The sequence below is a fragment of the Nocardia sp. XZ_19_231 genome, from assembly GCF_015355705.1.
In the GTDB taxonomy this organism is placed as follows: Bacteria; Actinomycetota; Actinomycetes; order Mycobacteriales; family Mycobacteriaceae; genus Nocardia; species Nocardia salmonicida.
The window spans coordinates 665,741-691,199 of the sequence record NZ_JACUZI010000004.1 but is presented as its reverse complement, the minus strand read 5'-3'; the positions used below and the strand labels follow the sequence as shown (position 1 = coordinate 691,199).

The 25,459-nt window shown below is 66.3% G+C and carries 26 protein-coding genes; 10 read left to right on the top strand and 16 right to left on the bottom strand.

What is annotated here, in order from left to right; translation table 11 throughout:
• Window positions 1–73 precede the first annotated feature (73 nt).
• Entirely contained in the window at window positions 74–859 is a 786-nt protein-coding gene (locus IBJ82_RS21745; RefSeq protein ID WP_194827779.1) for a MerR family transcriptional regulator, read from the top strand.
• A gap of 27 nt (window positions 860–886) precedes the next feature.
• On the opposite strand, the gene IBJ82_RS21740 is transcribed toward IBJ82_RS21745, so the two are convergent.
• The gene (locus tag IBJ82_RS21740) at window positions 887–1,204 is read right to left on the bottom strand and encodes a hypothetical protein (protein ID WP_194827778.1); all 318 of its coding nucleotides are present in this window, start codon (window positions 1,202–1,204) and stop codon (window positions 887–889) included.
• Between the two features lie 323 nt (window positions 1,205–1,527).
• Here IBJ82_RS21740 and IBJ82_RS21735 point away from each other — a divergent pair, with 323 nt between their 5' ends.
• A complete protein-coding gene (locus tag IBJ82_RS21735) occupies window positions 1,528–3,015 on the top strand; it encodes an FAD-dependent oxidoreductase (protein ID WP_194827777.1) in 1,488 nt (495 codons plus the stop codon).
• Window positions 3,016–3,271: 256 nt separating this feature from the next.
• Window positions 3,272–3,745, top strand: coding sequence for an STAS domain-containing protein (locus IBJ82_RS21730; protein WP_194827776.1), 474 nt, complete (start codon window positions 3,272–3,274; stop codon window positions 3,743–3,745).
• 26 nt (window positions 3,746–3,771) lie between these two features.
• On the opposite strand, the gene IBJ82_RS21725 is transcribed toward IBJ82_RS21730, so the two are convergent.
• The 4 genes from IBJ82_RS21725 to IBJ82_RS21710 form a co-directional block, all read right to left on the bottom strand.
• Window positions 3,772–3,969: a hypothetical protein gene (locus tag IBJ82_RS21725; protein ID WP_194827860.1), complete on the bottom strand. Its 198-nt coding sequence runs from the start codon at window positions 3,967–3,969 to the stop codon at window positions 3,772–3,774.
• Window positions 3,970–4,208: 239 nt separating this feature from the next.
• A complete protein-coding gene (gene phoU, locus IBJ82_RS21720; protein WP_194827775.1) occupies window positions 4,209–4,883 on the bottom strand; it encodes a phosphate signaling complex protein PhoU in 675 nt (224 codons plus the stop codon).
• Window positions 4,884–5,008: 125 nt separating this feature from the next.
• A complete protein-coding gene (locus IBJ82_RS21715) occupies window positions 5,009–6,205 on the bottom strand; it encodes a zinc-dependent alcohol dehydrogenase (RefSeq protein ID WP_194827774.1) in 1,197 nt (398 codons plus the stop codon).
• Between the two features lie 123 nt (window positions 6,206–6,328).
• The gene (locus tag IBJ82_RS21710; RefSeq protein WP_194827773.1) at window positions 6,329–6,748 is read right to left on the bottom strand and encodes a hypothetical protein; all 420 of its coding nucleotides are present in this window, start codon (window positions 6,746–6,748) and stop codon (window positions 6,329–6,331) included.
• Between the two features lie 424 nt (window positions 6,749–7,172).
• On the opposite strand from IBJ82_RS21710, the gene IBJ82_RS21705 reads away from it, so the two are divergent.
• Window positions 7,173–8,177: a diiron oxygenase gene (locus IBJ82_RS21705; protein ID WP_194827772.1), complete on the top strand. Its 1,005-nt coding sequence runs from the start codon at window positions 7,173–7,175 to the stop codon at window positions 8,175–8,177.
• 97 nt (window positions 8,178–8,274) lie between these two features.
• On the opposite strand, the gene IBJ82_RS21700 is transcribed toward IBJ82_RS21705, so the two are convergent.
• Window positions 8,275–8,655 (bottom strand): MerR family transcriptional regulator, encoded by a 381-nt coding sequence (locus tag IBJ82_RS21700; protein WP_194827771.1) that lies wholly within the window; start codon window positions 8,653–8,655, stop codon window positions 8,275–8,277.
• A 59-nt stretch (window positions 8,656–8,714) separates the two neighbouring features.
• Between IBJ82_RS21700 and IBJ82_RS21695 the strand changes: the two genes are divergently transcribed.
• The gene (locus IBJ82_RS21695) at window positions 8,715–9,806 is read left to right on the top strand and encodes an alkene reductase (protein ID WP_194827770.1); all 1,092 of its coding nucleotides are present in this window, start codon (window positions 8,715–8,717) and stop codon (window positions 9,804–9,806) included.
• Window positions 9,807–9,868: 62 nt separating this feature from the next.
• On the opposite strand, the gene IBJ82_RS21690 is transcribed toward IBJ82_RS21695, so the two are convergent.
• The gene (locus IBJ82_RS21690; protein ID WP_228537433.1) at window positions 9,869–11,185 is read right to left on the bottom strand and encodes a lipase family protein; all 1,317 of its coding nucleotides are present in this window, start codon (window positions 11,183–11,185) and stop codon (window positions 9,869–9,871) included.
• Window positions 11,186–11,352: 167 nt separating this feature from the next.
• On the bottom strand, window positions 11,353–11,910 hold the full coding sequence (locus tag IBJ82_RS21685) for a TetR/AcrR family transcriptional regulator (protein ID WP_194827769.1): 558 nt from the start codon (window positions 11,908–11,910) through the stop codon (window positions 11,353–11,355).
• 549 nt (window positions 11,911–12,459) lie between these two features.
• Between IBJ82_RS21685 and IBJ82_RS21680 the strand changes: the two genes are divergently transcribed.
• Window positions 12,460–13,716, top strand: a complete 1,257-nt coding sequence (locus IBJ82_RS21680) for a CdaR family transcriptional regulator (protein ID WP_194827768.1) — start codon at window positions 12,460–12,462, stop codon at window positions 13,714–13,716.
• On the opposite strand, the gene IBJ82_RS21675 is transcribed toward IBJ82_RS21680, so the two are convergent.
• The 5 genes from IBJ82_RS21675 to IBJ82_RS21655 are packed head-to-tail and all read right to left on the bottom strand — an operon-like array spanning window position 13,686 to window position 19,073.
• Entirely contained in the window at window positions 13,686–14,168 is a 483-nt protein-coding gene (locus IBJ82_RS21675) for a hypothetical protein (protein WP_370585420.1), read from the bottom strand. The genes IBJ82_RS21680 and IBJ82_RS21675 overlap by 31 nt on opposite strands.
• Before the next feature lie 41 nt (window positions 14,169–14,209).
• Entirely contained in the window at window positions 14,210–15,652 is a 1,443-nt protein-coding gene (locus IBJ82_RS21670) for an NAD-dependent succinate-semialdehyde dehydrogenase (RefSeq protein WP_194827767.1), read from the bottom strand.
• Window positions 15,649–16,773, bottom strand: coding sequence for an alcohol dehydrogenase catalytic domain-containing protein (locus IBJ82_RS21665; protein ID WP_194827766.1), 1,125 nt, complete (start codon window positions 16,771–16,773; stop codon window positions 15,649–15,651). Before IBJ82_RS21665 ends, IBJ82_RS21670 begins: the two co-directional genes overlap by 4 nt.
• A complete protein-coding gene (locus IBJ82_RS21660) occupies window positions 16,773–17,900 on the bottom strand; it encodes an acyl-CoA dehydrogenase family protein (RefSeq protein ID WP_194827765.1) in 1,128 nt (375 codons plus the stop codon). The genes IBJ82_RS21665 and IBJ82_RS21660 overlap by 1 nt, the downstream gene beginning before the upstream one ends.
• 9 nt (window positions 17,901–17,909) lie before the next feature.
• Complete coding sequence (locus IBJ82_RS21655) at window positions 17,910–19,073, bottom strand: acyl-CoA dehydrogenase family protein (RefSeq protein ID WP_194827764.1); 1,164 nt, start codon at window positions 19,071–19,073, stop codon at window positions 17,910–17,912.
• Between the two features lie 57 nt (window positions 19,074–19,130).
• On the opposite strand from IBJ82_RS21655, the gene IBJ82_RS21650 reads away from it, so the two are divergent.
• Complete coding sequence (locus IBJ82_RS21650) at window positions 19,131–19,745, top strand: TetR/AcrR family transcriptional regulator (protein ID WP_194827763.1); 615 nt, start codon at window positions 19,131–19,133, stop codon at window positions 19,743–19,745.
• Here the strand turns inward: IBJ82_RS21650 and IBJ82_RS21645 are convergent.
• Window positions 19,742–20,326: a QsdR family transcriptional regulator gene (locus tag IBJ82_RS21645; protein WP_370585411.1), complete on the bottom strand. Its 585-nt coding sequence runs from the start codon at window positions 20,324–20,326 to the stop codon at window positions 19,742–19,744. The genes IBJ82_RS21650 and IBJ82_RS21645 overlap by 4 nt on opposite strands.
• Before the next feature lie 63 nt (window positions 20,327–20,389).
• Window positions 20,390–21,220, bottom strand: coding sequence for an SAM-dependent methyltransferase (locus IBJ82_RS21640; protein WP_194827761.1), 831 nt, complete (start codon window positions 21,218–21,220; stop codon window positions 20,390–20,392).
• Window positions 21,221–21,396: 176 nt separating this feature from the next.
• Between IBJ82_RS21640 and IBJ82_RS21635 the strand changes: the two genes are divergently transcribed.
• The 3 genes from IBJ82_RS21635 to IBJ82_RS21625 are packed head-to-tail and all read left to right on the top strand — an operon-like array spanning window position 21,397 to window position 24,869.
• A complete protein-coding gene (locus IBJ82_RS21635; protein ID WP_194827760.1) occupies window positions 21,397–22,089 on the top strand; it encodes an MFS transporter in 693 nt (230 codons plus the stop codon).
• A gap of 9 nt (window positions 22,090–22,098) precedes the next feature.
• Window positions 22,099–23,676, top strand: coding sequence for a serine/threonine-protein kinase (locus IBJ82_RS21630; protein ID WP_194827759.1), 1,578 nt, complete (start codon window positions 22,099–22,101; stop codon window positions 23,674–23,676).
• Window positions 23,652–24,869 (top strand): hypothetical protein, encoded by a 1,218-nt coding sequence (locus IBJ82_RS21625; protein ID WP_194827758.1) that lies wholly within the window; start codon window positions 23,652–23,654, stop codon window positions 24,867–24,869. Before IBJ82_RS21630 ends, IBJ82_RS21625 begins: the two co-directional genes overlap by 25 nt.
• 1 nt (window position 24,870) lies before the next feature.
• Here IBJ82_RS21625 and IBJ82_RS21620 read toward each other — a convergent pair whose 3' ends face one another.
• Window positions 24,871–25,362, bottom strand: coding sequence for a glutathione peroxidase (locus IBJ82_RS21620; RefSeq protein WP_056817451.1), 492 nt, complete (start codon window positions 25,360–25,362; stop codon window positions 24,871–24,873).
• Window positions 25,363–25,459: the final 97 nt, after the last annotated feature.

The window sequence follows — 25,459 nt, the reverse complement described above, 5'->3', positions numbered from 1 at the left end:
CGCACTCCACTCACCCAGTCACGAACGGGCTCAAAGGAATTCTTGTCATGCGCACACAAGGCAGTCTGAGCAGATGAACAACGGGGTCACGATCGGGCAGGCGGCGGCGTTCGTCGGTGTCACGGTGAAGACGGTGCGGCACTATCACAAGCTCGGCTTGGTAGCGGAGCCCGACCGCGACAGCTCCGGGTTCCGTCGGTACGGGTCAGCAGAGTTGTCGCGACTGGTGCAGGTGCGAACGCTGGCCGCCGCCGGGGTGCCGCTCGCCGAGGTCGGGCCCATGCTCGCCGCCGACGCCGCGTCGTTTGCTGCCGCACTTGCCGACGTCGGGCGCCAGCTCACCGAACGAATCGAGGATTTGATCGCGCGACGTGACACGCTGGACCGGCTCGCCGATGGCGACCGGGCGTTGCTGGGCGACCGCGCGGTGGCGCTGCTCGAGCGGATGACCGGCCTCGGCTTCGCCATCGAGGAAGTAGCGAAGGCTCAGGAGGGCTGGGTGCTGGCCAAAGCCCTTGTCCCCGAAGGGTTCGACGATTACCTCACCCATGTCGAGCACGCGCTAGACGACCCAGACTATGTCGCCTTGATCAAGCGCGCCGCTGAAGCCGCGGCCTGGCAACCAGACGATCCCCGCATCACCGAGCTCGCCACCGCCATGGCCGAGCATTACCTCGCCAACCCCGAACACCTGAAAATTGTGACTGCCCTGCAAGCGCGCACCGACGCCGCGACTCGGTACACGCTGATCGCCCGCCACGGCGAGGATCGGGAATCGGCCACGACCCGAGCGGCCGCGGTTTTCGAGAACGAGCTCCGTGCCGCAGGCATTCAAATCCCCAGGCCGCACTCCCACTGAGTGCGAGCCACTTCCCGCCGAAGGCATTCAGGTGCTGCGCGGCGGCCGTTCCGGATCTTCCTTCGGCTGACCCGGCTTGCTATCGGGGTCGATCGTGTCCGCACGCTCCCATTCTGCGTCCAGGTCGGCGCGCGATTCCGCCGCGTCGCTGTGATGCACCTGGGCCTGCTGGGCAAGCTGTTCGGCATGCGCGGCTTTGGCGTCGGCTTCGGCCTGGGCCGCACGGCTTCGGGCGGCGATCTCCTCCGCCCGCGCCTCTCGCTGTCCGACCTCGAATTCCTGTTCCGCCGCCCGATCGCGGATTCCCGCCGCGTCGACCCGACGGTGTTCACGCCGACTCCGCATCAACGCCATAATGACGGCAGCAAGCACAATAACGACTACGACTGCGACGACGATAGTCACGACTACACTGGTGGTGCTCATTCTGCTACTCCTCGCATCCCCCGTGTTGTCCTTACTCCAGTGGAATACCCCCGATTGGAAAGACAAACGATCAGCTGGACAATTCCACCTGACACCGCATCCCGAAAATTGATGCGGATGGACCGAGTCCGAGCGGCAGGCGGGCGCCAACCCATACTCTCGAGCAGATGGACAGAGCGACGGCGGACCGCTTCCGCGCGCTCACGATAGTTTCGTTCGATGTAGCGGGGTATGCGGTCCCCATGACATCGTTTTGGTTCGCCGACGCACCGACGCCGACCAGAGCACCTCTCGGCGGTGACATCGAGGTCGACACCGTGGTCATCGGTGCCGGGATTGTCGGATTGGCCGCCGCGTCGGTGTTGGCCGAGCGCGGCCGCGAGGTCGCCGTGCTCGAGGCACGTCAGATCGGTGCCGTTACCACCGGCGCATCCACCGCGAAGATCTCGCTGCTGCAGGGAACTCGCGCCCAGGCCATCGCCCACCGGCACGGCACCGAAGTCCTGGCGCAATACATAGCCGCCAATCAGGTCGGTTTCGACTGGTTGCTGGAATTCTGTGCCAACCACGACATCGCTTCCCAGCGCGTCCCCGCGGTCACCTACGCGCAGAGTGCCGACGAAGCCGCGGCAGTCCGCGCCGAGTACGAGGCCACCCGCGCTGTCGGCCTGCCGACCCAACTGATCGACGAGCTGGAGCTGCCATTTCCCACCCAGGGCGGTGTCCGACTCAGGGAGCAGGCACAAGTCGACCCGGTCGCCGTCCTCGCCGCACTCGCGGCCGATAGCGAGGCGCATGGCAGTCAGATCTTCGAATCGACTCGCGCGCGGCGTCTTCGTCGACACAAGAACGGCGTCGTGATCGGAACCGACCATGGTGAGGTCTCCGCGGCGAATGCGATCGTGGCGACCGGATCACCTGTCTTCGACCGCCGCGCAATCTTCGGGCAGCTGATCGCCCAGCGGTCCTACCTGGCCGCATTCCAGGTCCCGGATCCGGTATCGCAGGAGATGTTCGTCAGCGCCGGTCGACCGATCCGTTCGCTGCGCTGGTGCCCGACGGAGGCCGGCGACGTACTGCTGGTCGGTGGCAACGGCCACGATGTCGGCCGCGTCGATTCCGAAGCCGATCACGTCGCGGAATTGATGGACTGGACGAATCGCTGGTTTCCCGGCGCACGACTCCTCCACCGTTGGTCTGCCCAGGATTACCACCCGATCTCCGAACTGCCCTACGTCGGCGCCGTGCAGCTCGGTGCCGACGACGTATTCTGCGCGACCGGCTTCGCCAAATGGGGCATCACCAACGGCGTCGCCGCAGCGCTCGCTTTGGCCGACCGCCTCACCGGGCGACAGCCCGCATGGCCGGGCGCCTATGACGGCTGGCACACCGGCGCGGTGAAGACGGTATTCGCGGGCGCGCAAGCGAATGCCGCAGTGGCCCGCCATCTCTCGACCGGATGGCTTCGTCTGCTCGATCCCGGCTCCGCAACGACGCCGGCTGAAGGAGAGGGAACTGTCGACCGTCATGGCCTTCAGCCGACTGCGCGGTGCACCGTCGACGGTCAGACTCACGCCGTGTCGGCGGTGTGCACCCACCTGCTGGGCATCATGAACTGGAACGATGCCGAAAAGACCTGGGACTGCCCCTTGCACGGCTCCCGCTTCGCCCCCAACGGCACCGTCCTGGAAGGTCCGGCCACCGCACCGCTCCCTCCGTTGTCTGGCTAGCGTCGCTTCTTCTTCACCTAGACCGCTTTCGACGCGACGCCTCGCGACCGCTAGCGACACTGTTGTTGTACGTCGCTCGGTCGCCGGGCGTCGCGGCGCATCGACTCAAGCAAATCACAGGCAACAACAGCATCACAGACGCGCACAACCATGGATCCAGGTGCTCCAATGTAGGCACACCAGCCGATCTTGATCGAACATGCTCCGGCGGGGAAGTACGGAGGGCCCGCCGACGCTCTGAGGAGGACGGCTTCTCATGGATCCCCGATTCCGCGACAGCGAAGACCTGTCCGTCCTTGTCGACGGTGACCCCCTCGACACCTGCACGCGACTGCGCGCAGAACTGCGCATGCGGCGTACGGCCGCGATCTTGACCGTGTACGGCGAGATCGACGCCTACACCCAGAACCGGTGGCGCTATATTCTCGACACCGCGCTCACCGCGGCCGAGGAATCCAAGTGTCTGGTCGTCGATGTCGACGCCGCCTTCTTCATCGGGTGCCGGTCGGTCCTGGACCTGGCTCATTGCGCTCAGCAGGGCGCTGCCCGAGGCATCCGGGTCAGCGCGGTCGATCCGGTGCCCTCGGTCCTCTCCCGGATCATCACCATGACCGGGCTCACCGAATGGCTGCCGGTATTCACCGATCTGGCTGACCCGCTCACCGCGGACCCACTCCGCCGACGGGCATGTGTACCAACGAGACCCACCGCCCGCACGCCCGGATCATGAGGATGGCACGGATGTCCCGTGACCCTCTATGCCGAACGCAGCGAGGGTGCCTGCTGACCGCTGGAACGGATGGTTCGAGGCTTGGCAAGTGGTGAGCCGCCGCCCATGACCTCGTCCCACCAGGATTGCAATGGGCTGGGGTCGGGCCAGCTCAGCGACGTCTGCTCTGGATCATCGTCGGAGTCGGCGAAGCGGGCGGGGCTGTGTTCGAGATCGTGAATCATGAGCCGATGTCCTCGTGTCGATACCTTCGAAATGTGCGGTGGTAATCACGATGGCTGCGATGTGAGTGCAGGCCCTGCGCGTGCGCGCCGGTCGGTGGGACCCACCGGCAAGCCACACTGCTGCTCGGCCGGTCCTGTGCAGTCAAGATCGACTGATATCCCCCATTTGAGCACGTCGATCCCTGTTTGTCTCGGGTCGTGATGCTGCTGTTACCTGTGGTTCGTGGGCGGCCGATGCACTACTGATCGCGGTGTCGGGCAGCAGCCCACTCCTCGGGTGTGCAGCCGGTGGCCATGAAGATCGTTCGGCGCCCGACTTCCACGGTGTGATCGGCAAACCGCTCGTAGTAGCGGCCCAGCAACGTCATATCGACAACCATCGCCTTGTTACCGTGCTCGTTGCTGGCGAGCACAGCGGTCAGCAGTTCGCGATGTAACCGGTCCATGGTGTCGTCCTGGGCTTCGAACCCGGCGGCATCCTCGGGATCGCCGGAGGCCAGTACCGCGGCGGCCGCCGTCGCCATCGATACCGCCGCCGCACCGATCCGGGCCACGATCGAGCGCATCGATTCAGGGACCGCGTGCTCGGGGTGCCGACGCCGCGCGATGTCGGCGATGTGCTCGGTGAGGGCGCCCATTCTGTGCAGGTTGGCGACCAGCTGGATCGCGGTGACTACTTTGCGAAGCTCGCCGGCCACCGGGGACTGCAACGCCAACAGCGCCACGGCAGTGCGTTCGCACTGATCGCGCAGGGCGTCGAGTTCCTGACAGATCTCGATGGCCCGCTCGCTCTGTTCCAGATCCGCGTTGAGTAGCCCACCTGTCGCCGCCGCGATCGCCGCCCGATCGCGCAGACACATCGTGTGTAGCTGGTTTGCGAGCTGCTCGAGATCTTCATGGAAGCGTGTCCGCATAGCTCATCATCACCCCTCGGAGTCTCGTAGCGCTCATATCGTCCCGGGACTCGTCGTCGAGCGCGCCGTGTCGTCATCGTGCCCACCGTCACGTTGCCCCGATGGTTCGACGACACCTCCGCCATTCAGCCCGGTTGAACGGCGGGGTCGAGAACTATTTTGACGGCCCCGTCGGTCTTGTGCTGAAACATCTCGTACGCCTCGGGTGCGGATGCGAGCGGGAGCCGGTGGGTGGCAAAGGTTTCCACGCCGAGCGGGTCGTCATCGCCCAGCAGCACCATGATGTCCTCGGCCCATCGCTTGACATTGGCCTGCCCCATGCGGAGCTGGATCTGCTTGTCGAACAGGACTCGCATCGGCAGTGGATCGAGCATGCCGCCGTAGACGCCGACCAGAGATATCGTGCCGCCCCGCCGCACGATGTCGATAGCCAGCTGCAGCGCCGCCAAGCGGTCCACACCCGCGGTGTTCATCAGCTTTTCCGCCACCGCGTCCGGTAGGAGCGAGGCCGACCATTGCGCGGTGGCCGCAACCGGGGAACCGTGGGCTTCCATACCGACCGCATCGATTACCGCGTCGGTGCCGCGCCCATGGGTGGCCTCGCGAATGATGTCGGCGACTTTACCGCCAGCAGCATCCAAGTCGATGGTCTCGACTCCGAATCGCGCTGCGCGAGCGAGCCGTTCGGGCACTCGGTCGACCCCGAAGATCTTCAGGCCACGCTGGGCTGCGATCCGACAGGCCATGTCGCCGATCGGGCCCAGACCCAGCACGGTGAGCGAGCCACCCTCGGGCACCTCGGCGTACTCGACGGCCTGCCACGCGGTCGGCAGCACGTCGGACAGGTAGAGGAATCGGGTGTCTTCCGGCCCCGAGGGTACTTTGATATGCGTGAAGTCCGCGTGCGGTACTCGCAGGTATTCCGCCTGACCGCCCGGGACCTGACCGTAGAGCTTGGAGTAGCCGAACAATGCCGCGCCGCTGCCTTGTTCACGCACTTGCGTTGTCTCGCACTGGGTCATCAGACCGTGGTCGCACATATAGCAGTGACCACAACTGATCTGGAACGGAACCACGATGCGATCGCCGACAGCGAGGTCGGTGATCGCCGACCCGACTTCTTCGACGATGCCGATCGGTTCGTGGCCGAGTATGTCGCCTTCGCTCATGTAGGCACCGAGTACTTCGTACAGGTGCAGATCCGAGCCGCAAATCGCGGTAGAAGTGACCCGGATGATGGCGTCGGTGGGGGCCTCGATCTCAGGATCGGGCACCGTATCCACGGCGACTTTACGTTTGCCTTGCCAAGTGACTGCCTTCATTGCTACCTCTCCTGATCGAGATTCGGGTAGCGATCAAACGATCAGCTCCATAGGTTGGTGCCTACCCGGTCTTCACAGGACCAATCCGGATTCGCGAGTTACTCGCCCGGATCGCGACCACAGCTACATCGTCGCGCCCGACCAGCTGATGCTGGGCCAGGACTTAGGTAGATGGATAGACCCATCGAGTATCAACCGCACCATATCTTCGTAGCCTTCGCGCATTTCGGCGAGATGGTTCCACGCTCGGTGCCGTTGGTTGGTGTCCTGGGTGTTGTGTAGCGCCCATTGAGCGCAGGCAGCGGCCTCGGCGACCCGACCGATTACCCCGCCCACCGAATCGGTGGCGCGCGGAACACCTGGGCGCGGGCGCGGAAGTCGGGCGGTGATCCAGACGTCGATGTCGTGCACGACCTCGACAATCTGTTGGCCGACACGAACAGCAGTGGGCTCGGACAGCCAGTCCCGATACAACGATCCGAGAGTGCGAGCCCATCGCGCCAACGGCAGATCACAGTCGCTGCGCCCATGGATCGCGGCCACCAACTCCTGTGGCGAGAGGAACGGCCCGTGTGGGGATGAGATCGAATAACGAGGAATCGGTGCACTCACCGGCGTGCACCCGACAGACCTGCCCCGGCATGACCGTCCGGGCTCTGTACGAAATTCAGATTTCCTTCACTGAACAAAGCAACTCCTGACCAGGCAGCGCGAGTAGACGCATGTCCGCCGGGCCCCGCACCGACGCACCGGGCTTTTGCAGATTGCGATACACGCCACAACAAGCTACCAGCGAGTAGACCCTGGCGTCCTTACCCAGTTCACACTCTCAACAAACCCTTATATCTGCTCGAGCTCGGCGCCTACGGTCCGACAGCTGGAATCCGATTTCGGCGTTGTTACGGTTCCACATTTAGGGGTAACCAGAAGACACAGCAACAGTTTTCGAGGAGAGGCAGTGATAACAATGTCTGCGCCCACCACCCCTGACGTCGATCCTGTAGTCACCGAGGCTCAGGCGTACGCCGAGAAGTTGCTGATGCTGTCCGAGGCATCGGTCGATCGCCACTTCGACCCGTTCGAGGACATCGACTGGGACGCCCCCGACTTCGACCCGAACTGCAAGCCCGAGCGTTGGGTCCTGGTGACCTCGGCTGACCCCATCGGTCGCCACCCCTGGTACCAGGCGTTGCCGCTGGAGCAGAAGATCGAGATCGGCAAGGTCCGTCAGGCCAACGTCGCCAAGGTCGGCCTGCAGTTCGAGGCCATTCTGATCATCGGCATGATGCAGCACATCTTCAACCTGAAGAACAACGACCCGGAGTTCCGGTACTGCTCGCACGAGATGATCGAAGAGCACAACCACACTCTGATGTTCCAGGAGATGGTCAACCGCGTCGCCGACGTGCCGGGTATGAACCCGCTGGTGCGTCAGCTGCGTCACCTGGCCGCCCCGGCCGGTGCGTTGTTGCCGAACTTCTTCTTCATGGCCGTGCTCGCCGGCGAGGAGCCGATCGACCATATCCAGAAGGACATCCTACGCTCGGGTGACGATATCCACCCGATCATGCGTGGTGTGATGGCGATCCATGTGGCCGAGGAAGCTCGCCATATCTCCTTCGCTCACGAGTTCCTGAAGAAGAACGTGCCTGCCCAGCCCGCGTTGAACAAGGCTGTGCTCTCGATCGCGATGCCGATTGTGATGTTCGTCCTCGGCCGTGCCATCGCGACGCCGCCGAAGTCGTTCTTCAAGCAGTTCGACATGCCCGCCGAGGTCCGTAAGGACCTGTTCTACGGTTCCAAGGAAGCCAAGCGGACCTTCGCCGACTATTACGTCGATGTGCGTGCGTTGGCCGAGGAGATCGGGTTGATGAACCCGGTCGCGCGCAAGGTGTGGAAGCTGCTCGGGATCGATGGCCCGTCCAGCCGGTATCGCTCAGAGCCCAAGCGCTCCGCCGAGCACGTCGGCTGAGACGACACCCACTCTCTGATTGCTGCTCGTACTGCGGGTAAGTCATTGCCACCGATTGCACCCGATGCGAAGCCGCCATCGACACCGGTGCTCGCGGTCAGCGAGCGTCGACCCGGTCGACGTAGGTCTGGCGATGGCGGCGGTTCGTCGTGACGACTGCGTCCAAGGCGTCGCGGGCGGCAAGCAATTCGACAATGTGGGCGTCGAGGCGATCGCGTTCCTCCAGTAAGCGCGCCCAGGTCTCGTCGGTCTGCTCGGCGCTCGGCGAGTCGACGCACGGGAGCAGCTCAGCGATGGTGCGGCTCGGCAATCCGGCGGCGTAGAGGCGCTGGAGCAGGCGGACCCGCTCGACAGCGCCCTCGACGTAGGTCCGTTGGCCGCTGGGGCTGCGCGTGCTGTACAGCAGCCCCTGTTCTTCGTAGTAGCGCAGCGAACGGACACTCACCCCTGCCTGCTCTGCCAGCTGACCGATCCGCACTGTGACCTCCATCGCAAACGCTTGCCTCTGACGTCAATGGTAGGTCTTACCGTCGAATCATGACAACCGAGACAACGCTGTTCGACTCCTATGACCTTGCGGGCCTTCGGCTCCCGAACCGGATCGCGATGGCGCCGATGTCACGCGTGCGCTCCAACGCCGAGGGTTTGGCGACAGCGTCGATGGCCACGTACTACGCACAGCGCGCGACTGCTGGGCTGATCATCTCCGAGGGCATCCAGCCCAGCTTGCTCGGCCAGTCCAGCCCGATGACGCCGGGACTGCACACCGACGCTCAGGTCCAGTCGTGGCGCCGAGTCACCGCGGCGACCCACGCGAACGGCGGGCGGATCTTCGCGCAGATCATGCACGGCGGCCGGATCAGTCACCCGGACACCACCGGTCGCCAACCTGTCGGCCCTTCTGCCGTCGCCGCGCGGGAGGTAATGGTCTTCACTCCGACCGGCCCGCAACCCGCACCGGTCCCCCGCGCGCTCGATACTTCCGAAGTCGCCCCTGAGGCGCTCTCGTACGCGGCGGCGGCGAGTAGGGCGATCGAGGCGGGTTTCGACGGAGTCGAACTGCACGGCGCCAACGGCTACCTGATCGGGCAGTTCCTCTCCCACAGCGCCAATCAGCGAACCGACCGATACGGTGGCTCGATCACCGGCCGGATCCGCTTCGCCGTCGAGGCGGTCGAGGCCACCGTGGCAGCGATCGGCGGCGACCGGGTCGGCATCCGGCTCAGTCCCGGTGCGGGGATCTGGGACGCGGTCGAGCAAGAAGTCCCCGAGCTCTACGGCGCGCTCTTGGCCGAGCTCGCCCGGCACGACCTGGCGTACGTGCACCTGGAGGCGACCGCGGACGAGGAGATCCTGGTCGGGCTGCGCCGAGCATGGCCCGGCACCATGATCATGAATCCCTCGAAGCCGTTGGGCGCCACCTTTACCGACCGCAAGGCCGCCGATCACTGGCTCGAGCTGGGCGCAGATGTGATCAGCTTCGGGCGGGCGTTTGTGGCCAACCCTGACCTGGTCGAGCGGCTGCGGTCCGACCTTCCGCTCGACGAGGCCGACGAGGCGACCTATTACGCCGGAGGCGACCAGGGTTACCTCGACTACTCCGCCTACCGGCATCTGCCTCAGCGGTGATGCACTGATCGGTTGCGATCGATGACGACAGCTGCCGGTCGCAAGCGACCGGCAGCCCGACATCACAGATCCGATGTCAGCGGGTTGCCCTCGGGGATCGTCCCGCAGCTCGACCCGGCGGACTCACCCGCGAAGCGGGCATCGATCCACGAGACGGCGCCGGCACTCCACGCGGCCAAGGTCGGAACGTGGCTGAGCTCGTCGTACTGCCGGTATTCGACGAAGGGGTTTCCGTCCGCGCAGTACTGCCGGGCGAGGCTGCGGACATCACCGGCGACCATGACACCGTCACCGGCGCCGGTCGACGGCTTGCTACCGTCCGTGCCTTCGAGAACTCCGTTGGCGCCTTGGGCGATGTAGAGCGGGATGGTCGGTGTCGGCGCGTTCGCGAGGTTGACCTTGCCGACCACTTCGACAAGGGGCGCGACGGTATTGGGGTCGAGGTACTCGGGCTTGACCATCTGCTGCCAGCTCAGGCCCGGGTACTGGAACAGCACGTTGGCGATCGATGCAGACCGGAGTGCGCCGACTACCTGCGCACCGTAAGCGCTCAGATAGGTCGAGAAATCGATGTCATAGGAGCGGGCGACACCGATGATCGCCATAGCGGCCACACCGGACCAGCCGACGCTGCCGCTGACATAGCGCAGGTTGTGCGCGGGATTGACCAGCAGACCACCCTGGGTCGCGCCGACGAGGTTCGCGTTCACGTCGGGGGCGTATTCCGGTGCCAGCGCCGCCGCCCAGTCGGTCGCTATCGCGCCGCCGGAGTAGCCGACCAGGCCGATGCGTGTCTGTGCCGTGAGCCCGGTGGCCTCGGAACGGACTGCTGCCCGGATCGAGTCGAGGGTGTTCATGCCGTACTCGGGGCCCGCCGCGAAATTCGCCTGCTGCCCTTCGGTATCGGCGATGATCACCGTGTAGCCGCGGGCGAGGAGGTCAGCGATCACCGTGGCCTCCGAGGTCAGCACCATGCCACCGAAGCTGACATCACCGGCGATCGAGCGCGAGGGACTGTGCTCCGGGTCGAGTGAGTCGTAGAAGGACTGGTAGGCGACCGCCCGTGTCGGATCCGCTCCGCCGGGCGGGATCAAGATGGAGGTGACGTTGGCACTGGGTCGATACCGGGCGTCGGTCGTCCGGTAGAGCAATTGCACCGCCGTGATCGGCGTGGGGATGCCGGCGAGGTGATAGGTCGTGGTCCGGCTGTCCAGGACAGTACCGGGTTCGACTTCGGCCAGCGACATGCTGTCGCGGTAGCTGTAGAACGGGTCCGATACCGCGTATACCGGCGGCGCGAACGCTGTTGTCGAGGCGAACGCCACCGACAGCGCGGCAATCGCCGACATCATCGGGGCGATCGAGCGTGCATTCTTCAAGAATTTCCCCTGAAATCTGATACCTGACACCGGATGAAATCCAGCAGCCGTTTCGAACGAGACCGAGCGCGGGATCGACATGAATACTCGACCACAACCGGACACAGATATCCGGTTGCTGGAACGTATTCTTGACACAATCGTCTCGCTAGTCAAGTACGCGAGTTCTAGTCACACAATGCGCGGAGCAACAGTCCCCAACATTTGCCCGCCACCGATGCGCGTTCCGATTCCGGCGTCTTGTTCAGCAGCGCTCCCAGCATTCCCACGGCCAGGAAGATCTCCTCGGCAGTGACGCCCCGGCGCACACTCCCGCGACGACTGTCGTCTGCGAGCTTCTCGTCGAACAAGGCGTAGAGGCGCCCGATAATGTCCACCAGGCGCGGGTCGCTGCTGTCCGCGAGACGAAACAGATCGAACAGGACCGCGACCTCGACTATCTGGTCGACGATCTCCGCCAGCAGTTCGTCCAGAGTCGAGTCGACATTGGCGACCATCGACTCCAACTGGCCGAGGTTCTCCTCGAAGACCGCGAGAATAATCGCCTCACGGCTCGGAAAGTGCCGGTACAGGCTGCCTTGACCTACTCCCGCCGTGCGCGCGATCAGGTTCAGCGGAGCGTCGAGCCCGTGTTCGGCGAACGTGGCCTTCGCCGCGACGAGCAGAGCGACGCGGTTTTCCGCGGCAGCGGCAGGTCCCCTGTTGATACGGCGTGGCGAGCTCATCCGGGCAACGTTACCCATCCGCCGATCCAGTTCGGCGCCGAACGGCGCCGTAACTGCTGTGGATGTGCACGCCCGGGAGTCCGACAACGCGAGCGGATCACCTGAACAGCGAGCCGTTCGCTCCCCCGGTGACCTACCGAAGCGCTATTCGAATACCGAGAATTAGCAGCCAGCGATATGTATTTCGAGTATTGAACAAATTCAGCCGACGCCAGACGGATTCCGGTACCACGCTGTACACGAAATATATATGCCGCCCGGCGTTGACCGATTCGAATGTAGCAGCGAGAACCTGCCCTACCAACTGAATTTTTCAAATTTGTTCGCCCTTCCAAGCACGAATGCACGATTCGTACGCCCCCACAATCCCCACCGTTGCACATCGCAGACCAGGAAATATCCGGACACGACAGTCCGGTTGCGCTAAGGTGCACCTATGCTGGTATCCGCTCCCTCCGACACCACATCCGGGCACCTCGCACAGCCCGACTACCACCTGACCGTGCGGTGAAGACGGCGATCCCGCGCACGGAACGCCACGGTCGCGAGTTGACGGCGACCACCGTGGCAGACGAGGCATCGGCGTTCGAATGGCTCGCGGCTTTCGCGCTGCGGATGCGGTCGGAGTCCGAGTCCGAACTGATCCTGGCCGCTGTCGACTCCGCGATCCAGGAGACGTTCCCGCACTACCTTGCCGATGTCGAAGTCCATCGAGAAGTCCGGGCAGCCACCAGAGCCCACTGGTTGGGCTTCCTCGCGGTGATCGGGCGCACGCAGTTCGAGGCGCGCCCACCCACCGAGGCCGTGGACGGCGCGCGGACCGTGGCCCGCCGCGGCTACGGCGTGGACATGCTGCTCAAGACCTACCGAGCCGCGCAGCGGGGGTTGTGGCGATACATCACCCAGGTGCTCCACCAGCAGATTCCCGATCCCGAGCTGCGCGGGGCCGTCCTGGTCATCTTCTGGGAACACAGCACGCAGTGGCTCGACACCTGCCTCGACGGCATCGTCGCCGCGTATATGAACGAGCGTGAGCACCACACCCGCAACTTCGATGCCCAGCGCACAGAGATCGTTCAGGCCATCCTGCGCGGGGAGCCGGCGCCGTCAGCCGATTCGCCCGACTATCTCGGATACCCGATGGACGACTCCCATGTCGCGCTCATTCTCTGGACCGACCGGGAGGTGCCCGCTCGACACGCGACCGGTCTGCTCCGCGAGCACGCCTCCCACATCGCCTACGCCCTCGGGGCGCCACCGCCGCTCCTGATCAGCAGCGGCGTCCACGGCCTGTGGGCCTGGATGGCAACCTCACATTTCCCGGACCTCGCCGATGTGCCGGTGCCGCCGATCGCGCACATTCATCTCGCGATCGGTACCCCGCGTTCCGGCCTGGCGGGCTTTCGACGCAGCCACCTGGAAGCCGGTGCCGCGCAGCGGATCGCGACCAGCGCGCGCAACGCGAGCGCGGTCACCGCCTACCGGGACGTCGACCTGGTCTGCCTGCTCACCGGCGACGGAGATATCGAATCCGTGCGCGCGCTCATCGAGGGCGAACTCGGCCCACTCGCCGATCGGAGCGAGCCGATCGCGCGCCTTCGCGACACGGTGCTCGAATTCCTGTGCGCCGGAGGCAATATCGACGCGACCGCGAGTCTGCTCGGAGTGCACGGCAACACCGTCCGGTATCGACTCAGACAGGCGGAGCGCCGCCTGGGTCATACGATCGAGAGCCGACGGGTGCACATCGAGCTCGCGCTGCGCTGTCTCCGCGTCTACGGCGACGAACTACTCCCAGCGTTGTAGGCCGACGGGCGGCCGGCGCCGTGCACCTGTGCGACGTGGTCGACCCAGACTGCGCGACGTTGCTCGTCGCTCATCGCCAACAGCCTGGTCAGCCTCGCGCCCTGCACCTCGTCGACCGGAGTGAAGATCTGCACCCAGGCGCCGTCGATCAGCGGCAGGGACAGGTTGGTGAGATGCAGGATGATCGATCCGATGGCCAGGTGTCGGGCCTCTTTGATCAAGCTGATCGGCACCGCCACATCGTTGCTCGCCCACAGCATCGCGAAAGCTAGGCTGTCGGTACACAATCCGTCGACCAGGCGCTGCCATGTCGGGTCGTCGAAGTGTTTGGCGTAGGCGCCGCGCAGGTAGGCCACCATCCTGCGCAGGTCATCAGCGTTGTGCGCGTAGGGGTTACAGCAATCGGGCGTCGTGAACACCCGGCGCAGCACGTTGTCGGCCGATCCCGGTATCCAGGTGGTACCGGTACCCGGATCGGCATAGGCGCGGGTCGTCAGCGGGCAATGGCCAGGTACTGCACCTCCTGGTATTCCTCCAGTCCGGTGCTGCCACCTTCTCTGCCCAGGCCGGAGGACTTCATCCCGCCGAAGGGTGCGGCCGGGTCGGAGATCGCGCCGGTGTTGACGCCGACCATGCCGGTCTGGAGTGCTTCGGCGAAATCGAGGGTGTCGCCGAAGTTTTCCCCGAACACGTAACCGGCCAAGCCGGAGTCGGTGTCGTTGGCCAGGCGGAGCGCCTCGGCCGGGTCGGTGAAGGTGCGGATCGCGGTGACGGGGCCGAATACCTCCGAATTCCACAGGCGGGTCCGGGTGTCGACGTCGGTCAGGACCGCGGGTCGGAGGAAGTGACCGGATCCGTCGATCTCGGCGCCGACGGTGTGCAGGTGTGCGCCCTGGCTGACCGCTTCATCTGTGAGCGCGGTGATCCGTTGCACCGCCGCGCCGTCGATCACGGGTCCGATGCGAGTGGATTCGTCGAGGCCGTCGCCCACCGGCAGCGCGGCGACGGCGGTGAGGAATCGTTCGGTGAACTCCGCGGCCCGCGATCGGTGAACCAGGAAGCGGTCGGCGGCGACGCAGGTCTGTCCGGCGTTGCGCAGTTTGGCGAGCACCGCGCCGTCGACGGCCTTGTCCAGATCGGCGGATTCCAGAACGACGAAGGGGGCGTTGCCGCCGAGCTCCATCGAGGCCCGCAGGACTCCCTGCGCGGCTTGCCCGAGCAGGGTGCGGCCGACGGCGGTGGAGCCGGTGAACGTGATCTTGCGTAGCCGCCGGTCGGCGAGAATCGGCGCCGACACCAGCGGCGCGCGTGAGGTCGTCACACAGTTGACGACACCAGGTGGCACTCCTGCTTCCACCAGGATCCGCATGAATTCCAGTGCGGTGAGCGGGGTCTGGGGCGCGGGCTTGAGCACGACGGTGCAGCCCGCGGCGAGCGCGGGGGCCACCTTGCGGGTGACCATGGCCAGGGGGAAATTCCACGGTGTGATCGCGAAGACCGGGCCGACCGGCTGTTTCCGGACAGCGATGCGGCGTCCGCCGCTCGGTGCCGGGAAGTAGGCTCCGCTGCCGCGGGTGGTCTCCTCGGCGAACCAGCGCAGGAACTCGGCGCCGTAGGCGACTTCGCCGCGTGCCTCGGCGAGCGGTTTGCCCATCTCCAGGGTGATCGTGCGCGCGATCCGCTCGGCGTCGGCATGCAGCAGATGGAACGCGCGCAGGAGGATGTCGCTGCGGTGGCGGGCGTCGGTGGCCGCCCAGGCCTGCTGCGCGGCGGCCGCGGCGTCCAACGCGGCCAGGGCCGTCGCGTCGTCGCCGTCGGCGACGGTCGCGATCTGTGCGCCGGTGGCGGGGTTGTGCACGGGCATCGTCGTCGCGCTGTCCACCCAGTGTCCGCCGAGGAACTGGGCGACCGGGAGGTCGGAAAGAGTGGATGTCATCGTGTGTGCCCTTCCGGTGCGAAGACGATCACCTGGCGCACAGCAGCACCGTCGGCGAGCTGATCCATCGCCTCGTTGAGGTCGTCGAGTCCGATGCGGGCCGAGATCAGTTTCTCGACCGGCAGCCGACCTGCCCGCCACATCTGCTCGTAGCGAGGGATGTCGCGCGCCGGCACGGCCGAGCCGAGGTAGCTTCCGACCACGGTGCGGGCCTCCGCGGTGAACATCAGCGGGGACAGCGTCACGGTGGCCGACGGGGCGGGCAGGCCGACGGTGACGGTGGTTCCACCGGCAGCGGTGGCCAAAAAGGCGGTTTCGAACGCGGCCGGGTGACCGGCGCACTCGATCACGTAGCGCGCTCGAATTCCTTGCGCCGCAACCTGTTCGGGTGTGTATGTTTCGGTGGCACCGAGGTCGCGGGCGGCTTCGAGCTTGGCGGGTAGGCGATCGACCGCCACGATGCGCCGCACGCCGATCGCGGTCGCGGTGAGCAGCGCGGCCATTCCCACGCCACCCAGCCCGACCACCATCAGGTCGTCCTCGGGGCCCGGGTCGGCGACGTTGAGTACGGCGCCGCCGCCGGTGAGCACGGCGCACCCCAACAGTGCCGCCACCTCCGGCGGCACATCAGGGCCGACCGCGACGACCGAAGCCTGGTCGATCACCGCGTGCGTCGCGAATCCGGAGACGCCGAGGTGATGGCGCACCGGCTGTCCGGCCCTGGTCAGCCTGCCGGGGTGGTGCAGGAGTTCACCCGCGGTGTTGGCTCGGGTTCCTTCGGTACAGGGCAGCGCCCCGCCGCGGGCGCACGCCGCACAGCGCTCGCAGCGCGGCAGGAACGACATGACCACCCGGTCGCCGACGGCCAGATCGTCGACCTGCTCGCCGAGTGTCACCACGATGCCCGCCGCTTCGTGACCGAGCAGCATGGGTAGCGGCCGCAACCGATTGCCGTCGACCACACTGAGGTCGGAGTGGCACACACCGGCTGCTTCGATGCGGACCAGCACCTCGGTCGGGCCCGGTTCGTCGAGTTCGAGGTCGTAGACCCCGATCGGGCGCGACGACGCGAAGGGCCGCGGCCGGTCGGGGTGGTCGAGGACCGCGCCACGGATACGCATCAGATCTCCGCCATCTGATGCTCGCCCAGCAGGCCCGACAGGTAGCGCAAGTGATCGCTGGTGTCGCCGAGGGTGTGCTCGATGGTGGTGAGCCGCGCGGTGTAATGGCCGACCGGATATTCGGCGGTCATGCCGATGCCGCCGTGCAGCTGGATCGCCTGTTGGCCGATATGTTTGCCGGAGAGGTCGATCCGCCGCTTCGCACGGGAGGCCACCGTGGGGTCGACTACTCCGTCGGCCAAGGACATCGACGCGTACAGGCTCATGCTGCGGGCCAGTTCCAGCGAGACGTACATGTCCGCGGCTCGGTGGGTGAGGGTCTGGAAGGTGCGCAGTGCGACACCGAACTGCTTGCGGGTCTTCAGATATTCGGTGGTGAGGCGCAGCGCCTCGGCCATCGCACCCACGGATTCGGCACCCAGTGCGGCTTGGGTGGTGATCACGGCTTCGTCGATGACCGCGCCGGCATCGAGGCTGGTGCCGAGCAGTTCGGCAGGCGCATTACGCAATTCGATATCGGCGCCGCGGCGCCCGTCGTAGGTGCGGTAGGCGGTGCGCACGACCGCCGCGTCACGGGCATCGACCAGGAACAGTGCGGTCTCGCCGGTGGGCACCACGGCCGAGACGATCAGCCGGTCGGCCCGATCCCCATAGGACACAGGGCTTTTGCGACCGGTCAGCGTCCACTGGTCTCCGTTGTCCAGCGCCAGCGTTTCCACCTGCGTGTACGGCCAACGGAGGCCGGGCTCGGCCTGGGCGAAGGCGAACAGCTGCTCGCCGTCGACGATGCCGGGCAGCAGGGCCGCGCACTGGTCCGGGGTGCCTGCCCGGCCGATCATGAGGGCGGGCAGCAGGGCACAGTCGAAGACCGGTTCCGGCGCCAGGGTGCGGCCGAGTTCCTCCAGGGCGAGCATGGTTTCGATGGGGCCGCCGCCGATGCCGCCGTCCTCGGCCGACACGGTCAGCCCGAGCAGACCGATCTCGGCGAAGGCCGCCCACACCTTCGGATCCCAGCCGGGATCATCGGCGATCACCTCCGCACGACGCTCGGGGGTGTAGTGGCGGGTCAGCACGCTGCGCACGGTGTCGCGCAGCATGGTCTGTTCAGGGGTGAAGGTGAAATCCATGGCGATAACTCACAGTCCGAGGATGGTCGAGGCGATGATGGTGCGCTGCACTTCGTTCGATCCTCCGTAGATGGAGGTCTTGCGGTAGTTGAGGTATCCGGCGATGGTGCGGCGCGCCCAGTCGTCGGTCTCGCCCACCCGGGCCACGGCGGCGGGGCCCGCGATGTCGACGAGCAGTTCGGTGACGGCCTGCTGCAGTTCGGTGCCTCGCAATTTGAGAATCGAGGAGACGGGGTTCGGGGCGCCCCCGCTCGAGCTCGCCGCAACCCTCAGCTGCACCAGCTCCAGTGCCAGCAGCTCGTTGTCGAGGTCGGCGATACGGGCGGCGAAGGCCGGGTCGTCGAGGAGTGTGCCGGTGCCGAGCCGGGTCTGGGCGGCGTATTCCTTCGCCAACTCCAGGCGGACCTTGGTCTGCCCGACCGCGGCGATGCCGGTGCGTTCGTTGCCGAGCAGGAATTTGGCGTAGGTCCAGCCCTGGTTCTCCTGGCCGACCAGCTGATCGGCCGGGACGCGCACGTTCTCCAGGAACACCTCGTTGACCTCGAAGCCACCGTCGATCAGTTCGATCGGCCGCACTGTCACGCCGGGGGTGTCCATGGCGAACAGCAGCATCGAGATGCCCGCCTGCTTCTTCGGCGCGGTGGGGTCGGTGCGGACCAGACAGAACATCCAGTCCGCGCTCTGGGCGGCGGTGGTCCAGGTCTTCTGCCCGTTGACCACGTAGTCGTCACCGTCGCGGACCGCGACGGTGCGCAGCGAGGCCAGATCAGATCCGGCGTCGGGCTCGGAGAAGCCCTGGCACCACCAGATGTCGAGATTCGCCGTCGCGGGCAGGAATCGCTGCTTGAGCTCGGGCGAGCCGAACTCGGCGAGTACCGGGCCGATCATGTTGGCGTTGAAGGTGAGCGGCTCGGGCACCGAGGCGAGCTGCATTTCGTGATGCCAGATGTGGTGCTGCACCGCCGACCAGTCCCGCCCGCCCCATTCGACGGGCCAGTTCGGTACGGCCAGCCCGGCGCTGTTGAGGATGCGTTGGGTGCTGACGTAGTCGTTCTTGCTCAGCTCGTGCATGTGCCGGTTCCGCTGGCGGATGTCGGCAGGGATCTCACGGTCGAAGAAGGAACGAAGCTCGTCGCGGAAGGCGAGCTCGTCCTCGGTGAAGGCCAGTTGCATGGTCCAGTATGTTACATAGAGTTCCTCGTGTATCAAATGGAAGCAGGGATCCGGCACATGAGCACTTCTTTCGCGACGGCCCGATCCGGCACCCGTCACAGCACCCAGCGCGGTCGGCTCGTCACGGCCGCGCGGACGAGCTTCACCGCGCACGGCTATCACGGCACCACGATGGACATCGTGAGCGCGGTCGTCGATGTCACCAAACCCGTTCTCTACCGGTATTTCTCGACCAAGAGCGAGCTCTACCTCGCGGTGATTCTGGAGTACCTGGCCGAGCTCACCGACCGGCTGAGCGAGGTCCGCGACGCGGCGAGCTCCGATTTCGATCGGGTGTGGCGCACCGTGGAAGTCTTGTTCGGCCTCGTCGAGTCCGGCCCGCATTCCACATCGACGCTGGTTTTCAATTCCGGCGCCCTCGGCGACCACGCCGTCGAGGCCCGAATCGCTACGGCCCTGGGCGAATTCGTCGCCGAGCTTGCCACTCATCTGCATCCAGACGACGACGGTCGGCATCGGACCCGTCTGCTCGCCTACGGCCTCATCGGGGCGACTCTGGCGGCGGCAGACGAATGGCACCGCACACGACAACCGATACCGCGGCGGTCGGCGCTGGACGCAATCGCCGGGTGGTACTGCGCGGGCGTGCGGCAGACGGGCAGCTACACCTAGGCCCGCAGCAAAGCGACCTGGACGCGGCTCAACCGCTCCACGTCACCTTGGAAACCCGCCACGGCGTCGTTGTACAGAAACGCCTCCCACAGCCGGACCAGGGCGTACGCGAGGGTGGCGCGGTCGATGGGCGGACGATACCCCTGCTGCTCGGCACGTTCGAGCAGACCTTCGACGATCGAGACCGCCGCCGGGTGCACCACCCCGTCGCTGCGGGTGATCACGCGCAATGCCGCCGTGGACTCCTGATCGAAGTAGGTGCGCAGCGAACCGTCCTCGACCAGCCAGTGAATGGCGCGGTCGAGGATCTCGACGAGCCGTTCGCCGCCGGTAGCGGTGCTGTGCCGTTCGGCGTAGGCGACCATGCGATCGAGCTGGCGCGCCAGCGCCGCACCGACCAGTCCGTCCCGGGAGCCGAACCACCGGTAGATACTGGTGCGGCCGAGACCGAGTTGGGCGGCAATGGCATTCGCGTCGACCCGCTTACCTGCCAGGAAGGCCTCGACCGCCGCGTCGAGCACGGCGTCACGGCTGGCCCCGGCCGGGCGGCCGGGCGCTCGAGTTCCTTCGGTGCGTGCCACGCCCGACAGCATAGGGCGCGCTGCGCTGTCCCTCCGCCGACCCGGCCCGGATCGGCGCGAGGTCTAGGGTTTGCGGCCGACGCCGGCGACGATGCAGTTGCGGACGTCGGAGAGCGGGGTGAGGTGGGGGCCGTCGGACCACCAGTCGTCGCAGCGGACGAGGCCGGGTTCGACCATCTCGAGATTGCCGAACATCGCCTGGATTTCGTCGCGGGTACGGAAGCGCCCACTGCCCATCGGGCTGTGGATGAACTTCTCTTCCATCTTCTTGGCGAGCTCGCTGTACTCGGCGGTCTCCGGGTCGTGGAAGTGGGCGATCGCCACGAACGAACCCGAGGGCAGTGCGTCGATGTAGGTCTGCATCAGGGCCGGGCCGTCCTCGCCCAGGTAGTGGTGCAGCGTGCCGATGTGGAACAGGGCCAGCGGGCGGGTGAAGTCGAGTTCGCGGCGCACTGTCGGGTTACCGAGAACTTCCAGGGGCCGGAAGATGTCGGCTTCGGCGATGCGGGTGCGGCTGTTGCTCGCCAATAACGCCTGCGCGTGCACGAGAACCGACGGGTCGTTGTCGACGTAGACGACCTTGGACCCGGGGTTGACCCGCTGGACCACCTGGTGGGTGTTCTCCGCGGTGGGCAGACCCGATCCGAGATCGAGGAACTGGTCGATGCCCGCCCTGGCCAGGAACCGGCAGGCGCGGATGAGGAAATCACGGTTGGCCCAGGCCAGATCGTTGACCTGGGGGGCGACGGTGCGAACCTGTTCCAGCACTTGGCGATCCACGTCGAAGTTGTCTTTGCCGTTGAGCGCGGCGTCGTAGACGCGAGCGATACTCGCACGGGTGGTGTCGACCCCGACCGGGACAGCGCTGGGGTAGGCGGCAGAAGAATGCGACATCGGTAGCGCCTTTCGAGCATCGGAGCCGAGGGGACGATTTCAGCCTAGAGCATCGGTTGCGTTGGCAGACAAGCTATTCCGACCCGCGCCCGACCAGAACACGGAGCCGGGTACCCGGAGTACCCGTATCGATGGGCTCCTATTCCTCCAGCGCCTGCCGGTCCCACGATCAGAGCATGATCCAGATGCTCGAACCAGACCCGGCGCCCGATTCGGTGGCGGGCAGGCGCTCGATCGCCGTGCTCGTCGTGATCCTCACCGGCCAGTTCATGGCGGTGCTCGACGGCTCCATTGTCAATGTCGCCATTCCGTCCATTCGCTCGAACCTCGATACCGACGGGGCCGCACTGCAATTGATCGTCGCCGGCTATGTGATCGCCTACGCGGTGTTGCTGATCGGTGGTGCGCGCCTGGGTGACCGGTTCACTCAGCGGCGCACGTTCATCGCGGGTCGGGTGGTGTTCACCCTGGCCTCACTCGCCTGCGAGTCGGCGTGGAACGACCAGTCGCTCATCGTGTTCCGATTCGCCCAGGGCATCGGCGCGGCCGCGATGGCGCCGCAGGTGATGACGCTGATCCAGCGCACGTTCACCGGAGCGGAACGGGCCAGGGCGCTCAGTATCTATGCGGCAACGATCGTCTCCGGCGGTCTGCTGGCGGGCCAGATTCTGGGTGGGTTAATCGTCGACGCGAACCGGGGCGGCACTGGTTGGCGTGGGGTGTTCCTGGTGAATGTGCCGATCGGGCTCGCCCTGCTGGTGTTGGCGCCGCGCGTGCTCCCGGTGACCGTCGCGCGCACCGATCGGACGCGCCGTGCGCAGGATCAGCCGCTGAGTGTGCCGATCGCGTGGTCATCGGTCCTGAGCTAGCGTGGCACCATGCACGAGCTCGGGCCCGGTGACATCGTCGCCGGTTATCGCATCGAGCGGGTGCTCGGGTCGGGTGGGATGGGCAGCGTCTACGCCGCCCGGCATCCGCGACTACCGCGACTCGTCGCGGTGAAACTGCTGCACTCCTCGTTCTCGGCGGATCCGGTGTTCCGTGGACGGTTCGAGCGCGAGGCCGAGCTTGCGGGCCGCCTCGATCATCCCAACATCGTGGCGATTCACGATCGGGGCAGCGAGGACGGGCGACTGTGGATCGCGATGCAGTATGTCGCGGGCAGCGATGCCGAATCAGCGCTGCGGACAGGGGCTTTGGCACCGGATCGGGCGTTGCGGATCGCGCGGGCGACGGCGGACGCGCTCGATTGCGCGCATGCGGCCGGTTTGCTGCATCGCGACGTCAAACCGGCCAATATCCTGCTGAGCGAGGGTGCGGGTGGCAGTGGTGAGCGGGTGCTGCTCACTGATTTCGGGATCGCGAAGGCCATCGATGAGGCCACCGCGCTGACCCGGACCGGGACGCTGGTGGCGACGCTGCGGTATGCGGCGCCCGAGCAACTCGACGGACGCGCCACGGGCCCGCAATCAGACCAGTATTCGTTGGCGTGCACACTGTTTCACCTGCTCGCTGGGCGGCCGCCGTATACCGCCACCAACGCGGGTGCGTTGGTGGGTGCGCACTTGATGCAACCGGTGCCGCGGATCAGCCCACTGGTGCCGGGTCTGCCCGACGCGGTGGACGTGGTGTTCGCACGGGCACTCGCCAAAGATCCCGATCACCGATTCGCCAGTTGCGCGCAGATGGTCGCGGCGGCGACCACGGCGCTGACGACAGGACTCGCTCCGACGCGTCCGGTGACCGACTCCGCCGGAGTCCTCGTGCCCGACGATCGAGGTCAACAGGTCACCCCGATGGGCAGACAACCTGTGGCGGCCGCCGGTGTCGCGGGCGGTCGAGGCTTCGATGTGAACAATCGGGCAGGCTTTAACGGAGCGGGCACTCGCCGAGGGAGCGCGGCATGGTGGGCCGTAGGCGCGATCGGGTTGGTCACGGCGCTCACGATCGTGACGGCAGTGCTCATGAGCCGAGGATCCGGAAGCACCGTTGCGGGGCCGACGACCACGACCATCGCGCCGACCACCACCACTCTCGATGCGTGGGCGGCAGCACGACCGACGATCGCGATGTTCCCCGACCTGCTGCCCGCGAGTCCCGACAGCGAAGGGTATCGGGGGCTGCGGTGCAGTTTCGCGACGAAGAGCCCGCAGGCCGTGTGGGACACGGGGTTCGACTGCACCGATCGCGAGGGCGTGCAGCTGCAGGTGATGGCGCACTCCGACGCCGAGACCGTCGGGCGGTTCGTCGCGACCCTGCCCGCCGGGGCGACCCAGCAGTTGCGGTCGAGGTACGGCAGGCCGCTGACCGTGCACAGTTTCAACGGTTCCACCGGACCATGGCTGCTGGTGCGCTTCGACGCAGCACCGTATTCGACTGTGCTGCTCCAGGTGTACTGGAAGGGCCACACCCATCAGGAGATGATCGACCAATGGTTGAGCACCGCACCCCTGTGACCGCGCGACTGGCTCTGGGCGCACTCGCGGTTCTGCTCGTCGGCTGCGGCACCGTCGACGGCACCGCGACGCCCGGCGAGATCGACGTCCGGTCCCTCGATGTCGGCAGCTATACGACGGTGCCCGCCGATATCGAGATCGGCCGAAAGCCCACGGACGGGCCGATTCTGGAAGGTCTGCGGATGGCGGGGGCGGTGGTGTTTCCGCACGAGGTCGATCCGGCGCTGACCCATAGCTGGGGCACCGATGTCTTGGATACGCCGCGACGAGCCTCGGATGCCTCGGCGATCTCCAATGTCAATCTCGGTGTGCTGGAACGGCATCGGATGATCGTCGGCTTCGACATCGCCGAGGGCTCCCAGGCTTTCGACAAGGCGAAACCCGCGATCGAGACCGACGCGCGGATCACCAGGGTCGTGCTGTTGCGTTTTCCCGGCGCGAAGATCGCCGCAGAGGCGGCGCGCGAACTCGAGGCGACCGATTTCGGGGTCAGCCCGGACAACCGGCCGGTGCCGATCCCGGGTTACCCTGCCGCACAAGCGCATTGGCGACCGGGCATCAAGACGATCGGGGCGACCTTCGCCCACGGCGAGATCGTGGTGAGCCTGTTCCTGCAGCATCCGTCACCGGACATCGATGCACTCGCCAAGCGCGTCGCGGCGGTCCTCGACGCCCAGATACCCCTGCTCGACAAGTTCACTCCGACCGCGTCCGACCGGATCGCCGACCTGCCCCGTGATCCCGATGATCTGTTGCGGCGCACGCTGATTCCCGGTCCGGCCAATCAGCAGATCGCCATCGCCTCGCGCGAGTTCGCGTCGTGGCCGGGCCGCGCCGGCTTGCACTACCGCCCCACCGAACCCGCCGAGCTCGGTGCGGCCTGGGATCGTGGTGGGGTGGACAGCGTCGCGCATTCCTACAGCACGACGCTGTTCCGGTTTCGTGACGACGCCGCGGCCACCACGTTCGGCAGCACCTGGCAGGACACGCGCAGCGCGGCCGCGCACCCTGTCGCGGCGCCGGACGGCTTGCCGCAGGCGCGGTGTGTGGAGCGCCGGGCGGGCAGCGCGCCGGCGCTGACCCGCTGCTTTGTGAGCTACCGCCGCTACGGCGCCTTCGTCAGTGGCGCCGAACCCGCGGGGGTTCGACGCCAGGCCGCGGCGCAGTACGCGCTGCTGGCGAACGCTCAGTAGTTCAGAGCTGGGCCTCGATCGCCTGGACGACCTCGGCGGCATCGGGGGTGGTGCGCGGGCGGAACCGGCCTGCGACCGTGCCGTCGCGACCGACGAGGAACTTCTCGAAGTTCCACTGCACATCGCCCGCCGCGCCCTCGGCATCGGCCGTCTCGACCAGTGCGGAGTAGAGCGGGTGCCGCTCGTCGCCGTTGACGTCAGCCTTGGCCAACAGTGGGAAGTCGACGCCGTAGGTGACCGAGCAGAATTCCTGGATCTCCTCGGCGCTGCCCGGCTCCTGACCCATGAACTGGTTGCTCGGGAAGCCGATCACGGTGAAACCGCGCTCGCCGTAGGTCTTCTGCAACTCCACCAGGGCGCTGTACTGCGGGGTCAGGCCGCACTTGGAAGCCACGTTGACCAGCAGCACTGCTCGCTCGCCCGCCAGCTCGCCCAGTGTGGTGTCCTCGCCCGCCAGGGTCTGCACCGCAATGTCTCGAATGTTCGCGCTCATCACATCACCACCAGATCTCGTCTATGTCGGTTCGATCGCCACCGTACCGGAGCCCGATCTGCGTGCAAGTATCCCGCTGGGCGGGAGAATCTGTAAC